Source organism: Brevibacillus sp. AG, from assembly GCF_028369215.1.
Taxonomy (GTDB): Bacteria; Bacillota; Bacilli; order Brevibacillales; family Brevibacillaceae; genus Brevibacillus; species Brevibacillus porteri.
The window spans coordinates 126601-140365 of the sequence record NZ_JAQMYO010000006.1; the positions used below are offsets into that span (position 1 = coordinate 126601).

The window sequence follows — 13765 nt, forward strand, 5'->3', positions numbered from 1 at the left end:
TTATGACATCACGGTTGTTGGAGTTCATTGATTTGCAGTACACCTATCCAGGAGGGCGGGGACCCGTCCTGTCTGGGCTGTCCTTATGGATTCCAGAGGGGAAAAAATGTGTCCTTTTGGGACGAAACGGCTGTGGGAAGTCTACCTTGTTCTTGCATGGGAACGGGATCATCGAGCCACAGCAGGGACAGGTGCTGTGGAAGGGGAAACCGCTAGTCTACAAACGAGCCGCACTGCAAGAAATGACGCAAAAGGTAGGCTTGGTCTTTCAAGATCCCGAGCATCAGCTGATCGCAAGTACGGTCGCAGAAGATATATCCTACGGTTTATGCAATCAGAATCTGCCTACGGAAGTCATCCGGGCAAAGGTAGAAAAAGTGCTGGATGCATTCGGATTGAGAGAGCTGGCAGAAGCTCCGATTCATCATTTGAGCCTGGGACAAAAACGGCGTCTGGCACTCGCGGGGGTCATGGTCATGGAGCCAGAGCTTTTGCTGTTGGACGAGCCTACTGCGTATCTGGATCGTTATCAGACTAAAAATTTGCTGCGGGAGCTCGATGCGATTCACCGGCAAGGAACGACTGTTTTGATGGCGACACATGATATGGATATCGCGTTTGAATGGGCAGAGTGGATTTGCATCATGGATGAAGGCAGGCTTGTTTTCGCGGGAGATCCGCAGGAGGCATTGGAAAATAGAACTATGCTGGAGAGTCTTCATCTGGGTATGCCGTTGCTCGTTGATGTGTGGGAGGCACTGCCTGAGCAGTGGAAGCGTGAACTTGGCGGAAATATTCCACGCTCGGTCGACGAGCTGCGAAAAATGCTCAGTGTTCAACGGGTGTGGTGAATGGAGTGGCGGCTTTCGGGCAAGCTAACCCCAAAAAGCCATGGAGGTACGCTGGTATGGAACAAGACTCTGTCATGAGTACATCGGTCCCGAATCACCAGGAAAAAGGAATTTCACGTAAGGTGAAGGATGAACTGATGTATCAAGTATTGGAGAAAGAGATGACTACCGTCGAGCAGGAAAAGAAGATAAAAGATGATTATTTAAAGGGAAAGGCGTAAGTTCGCGCCAAGAAGCCCTTCTCGCCACAATCAAGGCGTGAAGGGCTTTTTTCATGGAATGATCCCCGTACCCACCCTCGACCCTGCCGGAATTTTCAACATGAACCCTGTTGAAGGGGGAGGTGTTCGCCTTTTGCAGACAGACTACCGACTTCCATGCCTCTTACGTATGTAAAATTTGATTCTCGAAGAAAAAGTAAGAAGATTGTGCGGATTTTGTAGGGATATGTCCATTCATCACGAATAACGTAAAGAAGGCACTTACTTACAATGGGGGAAGTGATGAGGTTGTGATTTCAACTTTGAATAAGACGCTATGCGTTCAGCAACTCGTAGAAAAATTAAGAGACAAGCAGCTTCTTCATGTACCGATCGCTGATCTTCAAGAATCCAATAAAGCATTGTATGAATACGTCAATCAGCTCAATGACTCGATTGCGATCATTCCGACCACGATTAATTCTGTCATTACCGGCGTCATCCGCTTCCAGGAAGGGTACTTTATTACCTTGGGCATGCTCATTTGGAAAGACGCTAACAAAAAAGGGGCGTTCAAAGAAGGGACATTTCTTTTTTATAAGCATGACGCTCATGATTCGATTGAGGATTGCGTCCACATTACCAATTCCATCGAAAATCACAATCTGATGGAAAGCTTGTTCTTTGCGTGCTGCGAGAGCAAGGATGGCGATTCCGTACTTTCCTATTCGCATATCGAGCATGCGATTACATACGGAGAGCTGTATCGTGACATGAAGACCAAAATCAAAAAAGGGTTTGCGTAATCGCTGCAAAACGAGAGGCGGAAAAACTTTACATGACATGTTACGAGTGATATACTGCTATAAATTTTAAAAATTTCCAATTGAAGAGGAGTTTACCTATATCATGATGATGAAGAAGTAACGTCTTGCCATCCACCAGTTGGCCCGACCCCCTCCATGTAAATGGTTTTGTCTACCCACAAATAAAAACCACTTACAACAAAATGGAGGAATATCACGATGAGTAAACCTGAAATGAATGTTGCCTTAGTAATTGGTCCGGATACGGATCTGGACAGCCAAGCAATCCGGAATACACTTGAGTATTTTGGAGCGCGAGTCTTTACGTACTGGATTGGTCGACCGAGCGATTTGATTGATGTATTGAATGGTAGCGACCTCTACCCAAATACCGACATGATTGTTCTGAATTTCCATGGGGATGAGGGAAGCCTCATCATGCCAGAGCTGGGCGAGGACGTATACGAGGAAGGAGAACCAAAGGGTGATTTTGGTCCTGACGACGTTAGACGTTTTGCCAAGCTAGATGGAAAAATCGTGTTAGGTAACGGATGCTCGCTTGGTGATCCTGAATTAGCGAAGGCCTTTATGGACAGTGGTTGCCATACGTATATCGGGCCAGATGATTACCCGGACGGAAATTCTGCGCTGATGTTCGCCCTGCGCTTTTTCTACGAGGTAATTCAAAACAAGAAAAGCGTGGAAGAAGCTTTTCGAATCGCAAAAGCAACGGATGAAGAAACCGAGATGTATCAGCTTTATGTAAAAGAGTAATGTCAACGCAAAGGGAGCCTTTTTAAGGCTCTTTTTGCATTATTATGCCCGAAAAGATTCGTCTTTGTCGAGAAATGTCAGGTTGTTATTCTTGTTGAGAGGAATATTTTGAATTATGGTAGGGGGGATTCATTTTAGTTAAGGGGGTCCTTTTTCATTGATGAAAATGTCTTTTTTCATAGTGGCTTTCGCTATCATGTTGGCTGGATGTAGCTCCGGGCCATCAACGGATACGGCAGCAACACCAGCTTCACCTACACCAGAAGCGACTGCTCCTGCGGCGACGGAGAAAGCAACGATCACGAAGAGTGAATTTGAACAGATTGAAAATGGGATGAGCTTTGAGGAAGTAAAAAAAATAGTGGGCGGGGAAGGTGAACTGCTCGCTGAGGTTGGTAAAGCAGGAGAGGAAGGACACACGATCGTCTACATGTATGAGGGAGAAGGGACGATTGGAGCAAATGCGAATTTTTCTTTCCGAGGCGGAATTCTGCAAGTTAAATCGCAAATCGGACTGCAATAGGGTGAAAAAGGGCGTAGGCAAATGCTTGCGTCCTTTTTCTATTAGGTGAGTGTACAGGCAAATCATGAGAAATGTGCATACAGTAGGGTGTCTAAGGAAAGGGGGAGGCAGAATGGGTTTCTTTAATGGCTTTGATGACTTTGCTCTGATCCTAGTTCTGTTTGTTTTGCTTGTCATTGTCGGATGTGATTGTGATTAGGAAATGGGTTTAAGCAAAAGAGTAATGCAAAGGGACATACGATCCCTTTGCATTATTCATTTATGAAACGAGGTGAGAGTGAAAAGTGGCTAGACAAATGAATGGCTTTAGCCCTGAATTTGCAGATTGGCTGAAATCAAATAAGGTCTCGATCAGAAAGCTACAGAAAAATCCTGAATCCCTTGGGCAGTATTATCAAGAGTGGGCAAAAACGAGCCGTCGGCCGAGAAAAGAGTCTCGACCACCACGGCTTTCTAATCTAAATCTTGATATAGGCACAATCCTCAATGGTGTAAAAGTAGCAAACGAGGTATTCAAAACTTTCCAAGGAACGAATGGGATTGGAAGTATGTTTAGAAGGTTTATGTAGTGGAAATACGAACTGTGCCAGGATTTATTCCGCTAATCCCAACTCTTCATAAACCTTGCTTGATACAACACCGTTTGGCTTTAATTTTCGATCCCGTTGAAATTTCTTTAGAGCTGTAGTTGTCGAGGATCGAAACTTGCCATCGCATACCCCGTGAAAATAACCAGCGCTCTTTAATCGAGATTGGATGAGCTGTACATCTCCACCAACGTCGCCTTCCGCTAAATTTCTAGGATCATGGCTTGGGTCCCCTAATATATGCCCATAAATCGTTACTTTTGTTCCGAGTGGAGTCATCTTGAATAATTCGATTACGTCTTTGTTTCTCATACGAATACAACCGTGGCTCAAATGCTGGCCGATTGAATGAGGCTTGTTTGTGCCGTGGATGCCATATATTCCCCATGGGACGTTTAAACCCAGCCATCTCGGACCAAATGAGGGTCCCCAATCTTTTCCTTTTGCTATGATTTTATATTCTCCAACAGGTGTAGGTGTAGAGGGATTGCCAACTGCAACCACATAGGTTTTCAATACTTTCCCATGCTTTCGGATGATCAGCTGATGTTTTCTCGGATAGACCTCAATTGAATATATAGCTTGATCGCTTATGATTGGTAACGAGTGATCGGCGTAAGCCATTTTCTGACCGATAGCGGCTGACATGCTTATGGTCAGAAGAAGAATGGCAGACCCTTGTATGAGAGAGCGAGTTATCTTTTGAATCAACATAATCAATGCGCATCCCATCATCTGTTTTTAGCAATACGCTTTTAATTTGTGATGGGGAGTGGCCTTTTATTCGAATGCATAAGAAAGCCCTCCTCATCAGAGAAGGGCTTTTTCCTGCAACTTATAGGTCGTAATACAGCTCATACTCCTTTGGATTCACAGTCCGTTCCACTTGCTCAATCTCACCGCGTTTTTGTGCAATCCAACCTTCAATTACTTCTTTTGTAAAGACATCCCCTTCGAGCAAGAAGTCATGGTCTTGTTCAAGTGCGACAAGTGCTTCTGCGAGAGAGCCGGGAGCGCTCTTGATTTCGTGTTTTTCCGCATCGGACAAGTCGTAGATGTTTTTATCCAATGGTCCAAAGCCCAGTTCACGCGGGTCGAGCTTGCGCTTGATACCATCGAGGCCAGCCATCAGCATGGCAGCGAAAGCCAAGTACGGGTTAGCCGTAGAGTCCGGGGTGCGGAACTCAATACGGGACGCTTTTGGCGTAACGGCAGCAATCGGAATCCGAACGGCAGCAGAGCGATTTCCTTTGGAGAAGACCAAATTCACGGGTGCTTCGTAGCCGGGAACCAGACGCTTGAACGAGTTGGTGCTTGGGTTCGTCAAAGCGATCAGTGCAGGGGCGTGGTGCAAAATGCCACCAATGTAGTGCAGCGCAGTCTCACTTAGGTTTGCGTAACCGCCTTGCTCATGGAACAACGGGGTATCGCCGTTAAACAAGCTTTGGTGAACGTGCATCCCTGATCCGTTGTCTCCAACGATTGGTTTTGGCATGAAGGTAGCAGTTTTGCCGTGTTTGGCTGCTACGTTGCGCACGATATATTTGAACAGCAATAAATTGTCTGCTGTACGAGTCAGTGTATCAAAGCGGAAATTAATCTCACCTTGACCGGCTGTTGCCACCTCATGGTGATGGCGCTCTACATACATGCCGCATTTCGTCATCAACGTGCACATTTCATTGCGGATATCCATTTGGGAGTCGGTTGGTTGAACAGGGAAGTATCCACCCTTGTTGCGTACTTTGTAGCCGAGGTTTTGTCCTTCTTTACCTGTGTTCCAGAAAGCTTCTTCTGAATCGATGTGGAAGAAGGAGCCGGATGGACCAGAGGCATAGCGTACGTTGTCAAAGAGGAAGAACTCGGATTCTGGACCAAAGTAAGCAGCGGTAGCGAGGCCGGATTGTTGCAGATAGGCTTCGGCCTTGAGGGCAATGCCGCGAGGATCGCGTGTGTAGACGGTGTTGTCTGGATTGACGATGTTGCAGATGATATTCATGGTTTTGGCTTCTACGAATGGATCGATGAAGGCGGTTGCCGGATCGGGCATCGCTACCATGTCGCTTTCTTCAATGGACTTGTAGCCGATTAGACTGGAGCCGTCAAATGCGACGCCATTGCGGAAAGTTCCTTCATCTACCGCGTAGGCAGGAACGGTGACATGGTGTTGGCGGCCGAGCAGGTCAACGATGCGAAAATCTACATATTCCACTTTTTCTGTGTCAATTGTGGACAAGACTGTTTTCATATCCAACATGATTCACTCCATTCACGAATTAAAGTTATAAATTCATTATCAACGTTCGGTTTTTACTTGATTTCTATATTCCGAATTATATCGACAATTCATATTGTTCGTCAAGAGGTTTTCTTACGTTGAATGTCAGAATTTCTAACATTATATTGTGGGGTTTAGAAAATGGTTACTTTTTAATAAAATGTAGACAAACCATGACTTATAAACGCGGAGGCGATATTAGATGAAGGTTCTCGTACTGGGAGCGGGGGGCATTGGCGGTTATTTTGGTGGCAGGCTGGTTGAGTCGGGGGTAGATGTAACGTTTCTTGTGCGCGAACGTAGATACAAACAGCTGCAGGAGCGAGGCTTGCGCATTCAGAGCATTCATGGGGATTTGCTTTTGGAACAGCCACAACTGATTCAAGCAGGTGAGGAAGCAGGACCTTTTGATGTTGTGCTATTGTCCAACAAAGCTTACACGTTGGAAGATAGCATCGATGCCATCGCTCCGTACATAGGCGAGGACACGGTCGTCATTCCGCTATTGAATGGAATTGCGCATATGGAACTGTTGTGGGATCGTTTTGGTCGGGAGCGTGTGCTCGGGGGTCTTTGTTTCATTGAGACGACGCTGAATGCTGACGGAGATGTCGTGCAGACAAGTCCAATTCATGATACGGTTTTCGGGGAGTGGGAGGGCGGCAAAAGCGAGCGTGTAGAGCGGATCGAGCAAGCCTTTTCCAAGATCAACGGGACGATGCGTGCAAGCGCAAATATTCAACGGGAAGCCTGGCACAAATACTTGTTTATTGCGACGTTTTCCGGTATTACCACGCTGATGAATTCAGCTGTCGGTCCAATCCGGGAATCGGCTTGGGGCGTAGAGTTGACACGGCAACTCGCTGAGGAAATCGTTTCTGTCATGAACGCCTTGGAGGCACCGATCAAGCCAGATATCGTCGACAAGCAGATGGAGACTTTCCAGAATCAGCGTCCTCAAACGAAATCTTCGATGCTGCGTGATATGGAAAAAGGTCTTCCGGTGGAAGCGGATCATCTTCAAGGCTATCTCTTGGAGCGAGCGGAACAAAAAGGCTTGTCCACGCCGCTCTTAAAAGTTGTCTACAATAATCTGAAGGTTTACGAACAGAAGCGTGCAGGAGACAAATAAGGTATAATACGGGGTGAATGTCTTTCGCTCACGCATTATAAAAAGTAGGAGGGGTAAAGATGGAAGTCATCAAGATTTCCCCCCGTGGATATTGTTACGGTGTAGTGGATGCCATGGTTTTGGCACTGCGAACAGCGCAAAACTTTGACTTGCCCCGCCCGATTCACATTTTGGGCATGATCGTACACAATGCTCACGTCGTCGAGGCGTTTGAAAAACAAGGGATAAAAACATTGGATGGAGAGGATCGACTGGCTCTTTTGGATCAGGTCCATGAAGGAACGGTAATCTTCACTGCCCATGGCGTGTCTCCTGAGGTACGCAAGAAAGCGCGCGATAAAGGCTTGACCGTCGTCGACGCGACTTGCCCGGATGTAACGAAGACACATGATTTGATCCGTGAAAAAGTAGCAGAAGGCTACCATGTGCTCTACATCGGCAAAAAAGGACATCCAGAGCCAGAGGGTGCGATGGGGATCGCGCCGGATCACGTACATCTAGTTCAAAAGCTGGAAGAGCTGGACGCGCTCGATCTGCCGACAGACAAGCTGATCGTAACGAACCAGACGACCATGAGCCAATGGGATGTCAAACATCTGATGGACGCCATTCTTCAGCGTTTTCCAGGCGTGGAAGTGCATAATGAAATTTGTCTCGCAACACAGGTTCGTCAGGAAGCTGTAGCGGAGCAAGTTGGAGAGGCAGATTTGTGCCTCGTCGTAGGCGATCCGCGTAGCAACAACTCCAATCGTTTGGCACAGGTCTCAGAAGAAATCGCGAATGTTCCATCTTATCGTATCGCTGATTTGTCTGAGCTGGACATTGAATGGCTGCGTGGAAAGAAAAATGTGGCGGTTACTTCTGGTGCTTCGACGCCGACTCCACTGACGAAGGAAGTCATCTCCTTCCTGGAGCAGTTCGATGAATTCAATCCGGCTACATGGGAGAAAAAACGCACCGTCAACATGACGAAAATATTGCCAACGGTAAAATAAATAATAGAGGCATGCTCTGCGTTATGTTTTCTTACACGGTTAATGAACCTCAAAATAGGAGAGTTATATGCCAGAATCACTTTCCGGTTTAGGGCTGGGGGGCGCAAAAGGCAGATACCTAAGTCTTTGCGCCCTTTATCTTTTTATTTACTACGGGTTTGGCGCTTTTGCTCCGCTCATTACGCAATACTACGAATCCATCCATCTAACTGGGACCCAAATCGGTCTCATCAGTGCAGTCGCGCCGATTGTTTCCATTGTGGCACAGCCGATGTGGGGTATGATCTGTGATCGCTATCAAATTCGCAAAACTGTGCTGATTCTGACATTGATCATCACCGGCTTGGTGGGACTTCTCTTTACGGGTGTTTCCAGCTTTGTTTACGTATTTTTGCTCTACATACTGCTGTCGTTTTTTCAAAGTGCCGTTGTTCCCATCTCAGATAGCTTGGCTCTAGGCTATGCAAAGGGACATGGCATGCAGTTCGGCGACATTCGCTTGTGGGGAGCCATTGGCTTTGCATTAGCGGCATTCATCACAGGTCTTCTCGTTGAGCAGTGGGGGCCACATGCTCTTTTTTACTCGTTTTGCTTGGCGTTTCTGATTGCCATTCTGTTTCTTCAGAAGGTTCCGGAAGAAGTGACAGAGGCTTCGCGGTTTCGCGTCAGTATGCTTGCGGGGATCAGAGATTTGGCGCGAATTCCGCGATTTGCGTTGTTTTTGATCTCATCGTTCTGCATGATGGGCTCTGTAAACGCCAATAATATTTGGTTTTCCCTGTTTTATCAGGATATCGGAGGGACCATTGCCGGAATCGGTCTTGCCTTCTTGTTGTTTGCAGGCAGTGAGGCTCCTTTTATGAAACTGGCGGGTTATATTGTCCGCAGGTGGGGGCTGGAGTTGACACTCTTGCTATCTGCGATTTTTTGCGCGATGCGCTGGTTTTGGTATAGCTCAGCTCCGAGTACCACTGCCGTGATTGCCATGTTCTTTGTGCAAGGGATTTCAGTAGGCTTTTATTTGGCGACAGCAGCCCAATTTGTGCGCGAAAATACGCCCGCATCCCTTCAGGTGACGGCGTTAGCCATCTTCTTTTCAGTAGGAGGCGGGCTTGGTGCGATGTTTTGCAATTTGGTAGCAGGGTGGATCAAAGATTCGTTTTCGGTGCTAGCCATTTATTTGTTTTTTGGAATGATCACCGCGATCGGGATTATTCCTCTGCTCATGATAAAATTCGGACGGTGGAAGCAAATCTCACCAGACGAAGAAGTGCAGGCTAGTCAATGACGAGCATGCCTTGGAAGCCTGTTTCCGGATAGCCAGGTGCGTCTGATACGAAATGATACCGACCGCGTTTGTCGGCTGAAAACTGTAAAAGAGTCGATTGGGTCGGCTTTAGCTCTGTGGATGTAAGGTTCAGATCACGAATGGATAGATTGTGAGGGCGCGTATCGGTGTTGACGATCATCAACGAGACTCGCTCTCCTTCGTGAGCAGTCAATTGATTGGGCAAAAAGCCAGCGCTAGAAATCGTAACGGTATGTGTCCGTGTGGCGATCGCGTACGAAGCGGGCAGGCGATGGTGATGATGTGTCCAAAGTAGCGTTAATGTCACAGCCAAAGCGATGATTGGATAACGAAGCTGCCGATACCAGTGACGAGACATTTTGCTTTCAACTCCTTTGATGACCATAGCTTGGGAAGTTACTATTATCCTGTCCCCGGAGTGAAGGGGATAAACACTTTTTCCCTATTCGATTGATGTACTTTCCCTGTCATGCAAAATAAAAAAGACTGTTGATGATTGATTCAACAGCCTTTTTTTATTTTGTATTTTTTGTAACCTTTTGCTATTTCTTACGATTAATTAATGTTGAAAAAAATACGGGAGGATGTAAATGATGAAAAAGCTGAATAAAGTGATTTTTTCGGTAACAACTGCAACTCTACTTGCTACTACGCCAATCCATCTAACGAATAATGGTCAAGTACTGGCGGAGGAGAGCAAGGCAAAGGAGCTTACACCTGAATGGAAAGTGAAGGTAGAGCTTGCAATCCAAAAGGTAAAGGAAAGGCTGCCATATTTAGCCGATTTTTCTTACAGTACGCTTAAGATTTTAGAAAAAAATGATGGAACGAATCGTATAACCATCATCTTGCAAACGTCCAAGGAGAAGAAGGAACCGTCTTTTGAATTCGGTTTGGATAAACAAGGGAATCCCGATTGGTTTAGCTACAACGAGGAATTTCCCGAAGAAGGAAGGCCGAAGATTGAGCATGACAAGGTAGTCAGCAAAGCAACAGATTTTATGAAGCAATGGTACGGAGCAGATATGGGTGGCTTCAAATATAACCCTAATTATTCGGATCAAAATGAAGCTTTGTTTACGAAACAGGTAAACGGTCTTCCATATTTGAATGTGAATGTTAATCTAACCGTAAACAGCAAGGGGGAAGTCATATCGAAAGGGTCAGGCTTATATAATCTCGGGGGCGATGATGCACCAGCCCTCGAAGATTTGAAGTTTGCTGATCCTAAGGAAGCCATATCCAAGGATCAGGCTGAAAAAGCTTTCGCCAAACACCTGAAGCTCTTTTATTTGAAACAGCCAGTAGAGAGATGGGACGAGAAAACGAAGGAATACTTGTATGGCTCTCCTACCTTACGCTACAAATCGGAATTCTCGCAATTTATCGATGCCAAAACAGGCAAGGAAGTTCCTGATTATGATGGTTTTGGGAGTGCATATAATCCCATTGTCAGAGTGAATCCTGTCGGTAAGGAAGTAACCGTAAAGACGACAGAGGAAGCAGCAGCTATGTTCGCTGCTTTTGGGATCGAGAGCAAAGCTGAAAAAATAAAAGAAGGCATTTCTGAAGATACGAAAGGTAAGGAATATACACATGAAATCAATAAAGACTTTGAGGCTATCATTATAACGGAGGAAGAAACAGGACGATTCATGAGCTACGGTGTGGTTGACAAGAGAAGGGGAGAAAAAGAATCCCCTAAAGAAGATCCAAACGGAAAGAAATGGCTAACGCCAGAAGAATCGATGAAACTAGCTATTGCTGCGCTGGAAAAGTACGGACCAAAGCATTTAAAAGAAGTGATGCCGATTGGGACAGCAGAGTTTCGACAGAGAGGCGCTGAGCAGGGCTTCAAGTTTGTAAATGTGCACGAAGGGATTCCCGTTCTGGATGATGAGATTTATATCAGAATAGACCGTATCACGGGAGAGGTGGTAGGTCTGCGTATGGAGGATGTATCTTGGGAACCACTCATTCTGCCTGACCCCAAAAAGGCTGTATCACATGAGCAGGCGCTAAAGGAATACTTGAAAGTGCGTCCACTGGAGCTGCAATATTTCACACCGGATGCCGATATTGTGTCGGATAACCCAAACTATCAACCCATTCTGGCGTACAGAACAGCCATATCCCTAGACCACCGAGAAATTGATGCCCTAAATGGCAAATTTACTACTACAGGTGAAATTCATTACAATCCGTACTAAGACAGGAGGCTAACCCGTGCAGGAGGATATCGAGCAGCGGATTAGCGCGATCTATCATGCTCACTATCAGGACGTTTACTACTTTCTGCTCCATTTTACCGGCAACCAGAATGATGCCGAGGATTTGACGCAGGAGGTTTTTACGAGAGTGTTAAAAGGGCTCGCCGGATTTGATGGCAGAGTCACTCTGAAAACATGGCTCTTCTCCATTGCCAAGCATGCGGCGATCGACCAGCATCGCAAGCAGAAGGTCAAGTCCTTTTTCTCAGAAAACTGGCTGATGAAGCTGGCGACCAAGGAAGGGAGTCCGGAAAACGTCCTGACCAAGAGGGAAAACGTTCGTGAGCTGAAGCAAGCGATCCAAAAGCTAGCGCCCCATTATCGTCTGGTTCTGATTTTGCGCTGCATCGAGGAATACAGTGTCAAGGAGACGGCAGAAATCCTGGGTGTATCGGAATCCAAGGTGAAAGTAAACACCCATCGGGCATTAAAGCTGGTCAAAGAAATGATGGATGATACGGAGGAAGGGGGCTTTCTAAATGAGTGGGCTAGAGGATGAGAAGCTGACGGTCCAATTGCGAGGGTTAAGAAGGCAAGACCCCCCCCCTCGTCAGGAATTTGTCACCTATTTGGATCAGACGCTGGTTAAACAGGCAAGGCAGATGAAGCAGAGGAAAACAGTGGGCCGTATCTTGTCGATGGCAGGAGGTGCAGCTGCAACTGTCGTACTGGCTCTCTTGGTAGCTGTGCCTGACGGAAAAGAAGCACCAGAGGGGACCAGCAGTGTACGTACAGAGCAGCGTGCAGAGAATGCACCTTCACTGGCAAAAGAGAAGGACATACCGGAGAAAAGGAATATTCCTCTTGTTGCCGAGCAGCGGAAAATAAGCCAGGTGAAAGAACAGCCCAAACAGAAAGAACAGAGTGTCATTACGCAATCACAATCGCTCCCAAAAAGCCAAACACTGCCAAAAACGGCAACCACGGCAAGCAATACGCCAACGCTGTCTGTCGAGCAATATATGAAGCAGAAATTAGGCGATAAGAGTACGCAATATCAACTCGCTTCTAACCATCTGGAAAAAGATACGGCTGTTTTTCAACGCGTCATTAACGGTATACCGTTCGCCGACAGTGTCGTGAAGGTTCACTTGGAGTCAGATGGAACACCAGCGGGTATGGTCATTGAAGAGAATTTTGATGCAGAAGCGGATCTCTCGCTATTTCCCAATCCAGAAAAAGCAATTTCCAAAGAGGAAGCAGTACAAAGGCTGACAGCCAGTTTGAAGCAAGAAGAAGTAGCGACTTTTGCAGGCTATATCAACGCATTGAACGGGGAAGTCCTCGATCGTCGCTTTCAGAGCGTGGTAGCAACTGGTAGCTATAGCCTCATCCCGATTCAGGCACAAGGTAAGCTGCTCATGGCCAACTCAGATGAGGAGATAGCCACTCTGATCCAGAAAGAGTTCGGTGTACGTATCGGAGGGGATAACCGTCCATTATCAACAGAAGAACACGAATCGTACATGGAATATACGTGGAAAATGACAGATGCTACTTATCTCACTGCGAGGTTTGCGAAGAAATCTGGTCAACTGCTGGCGTATCGGATGAAAATAAATACGGAGTCACATACTTCCCCAGAGCTGTCCCAAGCAGAAGCAGCCCAAATCGGTGCCAAAAAACTGGCGTACTATTTGCCAAGACAAATCACACAGCTTGCAATGGAGGGCGCGGCGGTGGAAGACTCAGCAATTAGGCTAGACTTCATTGCCATTACACAAGGAGCAAGAGCGGAGAGTCTCAAGTATAAGGTTTGGGTGGATAGCACCAGCAGACAGGTAGTAGGCCTGGAAGGGAATTTTTCAGAGATAGGCGAGTCATCTACAGAGTCTAACAAGGGGAATAGTCCCTCACTGGAACTGCATTATGTTTGGCCGGAATTAAACGGAAAACAGACGCCAGCACCCTATCTGGTGTACCAGGTGAAACAATAAAACGACTGGGCTGCCTATTTGTTCAAGACCATCTCAACTTTTTGAGTGGTCTTGTTTTTTTGTGTGAGTAGAAGCAATTTAACACATATTACTTTGTCATACA

Annotated in this window: 16 protein-coding genes; 13 read left to right on the forward strand and 3 right to left on the reverse strand. The window is 46.5% G+C overall.

Annotated elements, in window-relative coordinates; genetic code table 11:
* Positions 1–2: 2 nt before the first annotated feature.
* The 7 genes from POF51_RS16870 to POF51_RS16900 all read left to right on the forward strand — a co-directional run bounded on the left by POF51_RS16870 (position 3) and on the right by POF51_RS16900 (position 3723).
* A complete protein-coding gene (locus POF51_RS16870) occupies positions 3–851 on the forward strand; it encodes an energy-coupling factor ABC transporter ATP-binding protein (RefSeq protein WP_069848912.1) in 849 nt (282 codons plus the stop codon).
* A 56-nt stretch (positions 852–907) separates the two neighbouring features.
* On the forward strand, positions 908–1072 hold the full coding sequence (locus POF51_RS16875; RefSeq protein ID WP_167403227.1) for a hypothetical protein: 165 nt from the start codon (positions 908–910) through the stop codon (positions 1070–1072).
* 290 nt (positions 1073–1362) lie between these two features.
* Entirely contained in the window at positions 1363–1857 is a 495-nt protein-coding gene (locus POF51_RS16880; RefSeq protein ID WP_069848909.1) for a hypothetical protein, read from the forward strand.
* 219 nt (positions 1858–2076) lie between these two features.
* Positions 2077–2631, forward strand: coding sequence for a delta-aminolevulinic acid dehydratase (locus POF51_RS16885; protein ID WP_069848907.1), 555 nt, complete (start codon positions 2077–2079; stop codon positions 2629–2631).
* Positions 2632–2791: 160 nt separating this feature from the next.
* The gene (locus POF51_RS16890; RefSeq protein WP_244521779.1) at positions 2792–3154 is read left to right on the forward strand and encodes a hypothetical protein; all 363 of its coding nucleotides are present in this window, start codon (positions 2792–2794) and stop codon (positions 3152–3154) included.
* Positions 3155–3266: 112 nt separating this feature from the next.
* Positions 3267–3353, forward strand: coding sequence for a sporulation protein YjcZ (gene yjcZ, locus POF51_RS16895; RefSeq protein ID WP_017251504.1), 87 nt, complete (start codon positions 3267–3269; stop codon positions 3351–3353).
* Positions 3354–3438: 85 nt separating this feature from the next.
* Positions 3439–3723 carry a hypothetical protein gene (locus POF51_RS16900; protein WP_244195729.1) on the forward strand — a complete coding sequence of 95 codons (285 nt, stop codon included), beginning with the start codon at positions 3439–3441 and terminating at the stop codon, positions 3721–3723.
* 24 nt (positions 3724–3747) lie between these two features.
* Here the strand turns inward: POF51_RS16900 and POF51_RS16905 are convergent, their stop codons facing one another.
* Together POF51_RS16905 and glnA are read right to left on the reverse strand one after the other, a co-directional pair.
* Positions 3748–4455: a L,D-transpeptidase family protein gene (locus tag POF51_RS16905; RefSeq protein ID WP_069848901.1), complete on the reverse strand. Its 708-nt coding sequence runs from the start codon at positions 4453–4455 to the stop codon at positions 3748–3750.
* A gap of 121 nt (positions 4456–4576) precedes the next feature.
* Positions 4577–5995, reverse strand: coding sequence for a type I glutamate--ammonia ligase (gene glnA / locus POF51_RS16910; RefSeq protein ID WP_069849142.1), 1419 nt, complete (start codon positions 5993–5995; stop codon positions 4577–4579).
* Positions 5996–6221: 226 nt separating this feature from the next.
* Between glnA and POF51_RS16915 the strand changes: the two genes are divergently transcribed.
* From POF51_RS16915 to POF51_RS16925, 3 genes are all read left to right on the forward strand, one after another.
* A complete protein-coding gene (locus POF51_RS16915; RefSeq protein ID WP_069848898.1) occupies positions 6222–7151 on the forward strand; it encodes a ketopantoate reductase family protein in 930 nt (309 codons plus the stop codon).
* Positions 7152–7210: 59 nt separating this feature from the next.
* Complete coding sequence (locus POF51_RS16920) at positions 7211–8146, forward strand: 4-hydroxy-3-methylbut-2-enyl diphosphate reductase (RefSeq protein WP_271755763.1); 936 nt, start codon at positions 7211–7213, stop codon at positions 8144–8146.
* A gap of 67 nt (positions 8147–8213) precedes the next feature.
* The gene (locus POF51_RS16925) at positions 8214–9434 is read left to right on the forward strand and encodes an MFS transporter (protein WP_069848896.1); all 1221 of its coding nucleotides are present in this window, start codon (positions 8214–8216) and stop codon (positions 9432–9434) included.
* Here POF51_RS16925 and POF51_RS16930 read toward each other — a convergent pair.
* A complete protein-coding gene (locus POF51_RS16930) occupies positions 9424–9813 on the reverse strand; it encodes a cupredoxin domain-containing protein (protein ID WP_069848893.1) in 390 nt (129 codons plus the stop codon). The two genes, POF51_RS16925 and POF51_RS16930, sit on opposite strands and share 11 nt — an antisense overlap.
* A 232-nt stretch (positions 9814–10045) precedes the next feature.
* On the opposite strand from POF51_RS16930, the gene POF51_RS16935 reads away from it, so the two are divergent.
* From POF51_RS16935 to POF51_RS16945, 3 genes are read left to right on the forward strand one after another with little or no spacing between them, the layout of a single operon-like run.
* Positions 10046–11665 (forward strand): YcdB/YcdC domain-containing protein, encoded by a 1620-nt coding sequence (locus tag POF51_RS16935; protein WP_069848891.1) that lies wholly within the window; start codon positions 10046–10048, stop codon positions 11663–11665.
* Between the two features lie 16 nt (positions 11666–11681).
* A complete protein-coding gene (locus tag POF51_RS16940) occupies positions 11682–12224 on the forward strand; it encodes an RNA polymerase sigma factor (RefSeq protein ID WP_015893149.1) in 543 nt (180 codons plus the stop codon).
* Positions 12205–13662: a hypothetical protein gene (locus tag POF51_RS16945; RefSeq protein ID WP_271755765.1), complete on the forward strand. Its 1458-nt coding sequence runs from the start codon at positions 12205–12207 to the stop codon at positions 13660–13662. The genes POF51_RS16940 and POF51_RS16945 overlap by 20 nt, the downstream gene beginning before the upstream one ends.
* The last annotated feature ends 103 nt before the right edge of the window (positions 13663–13765 follow it).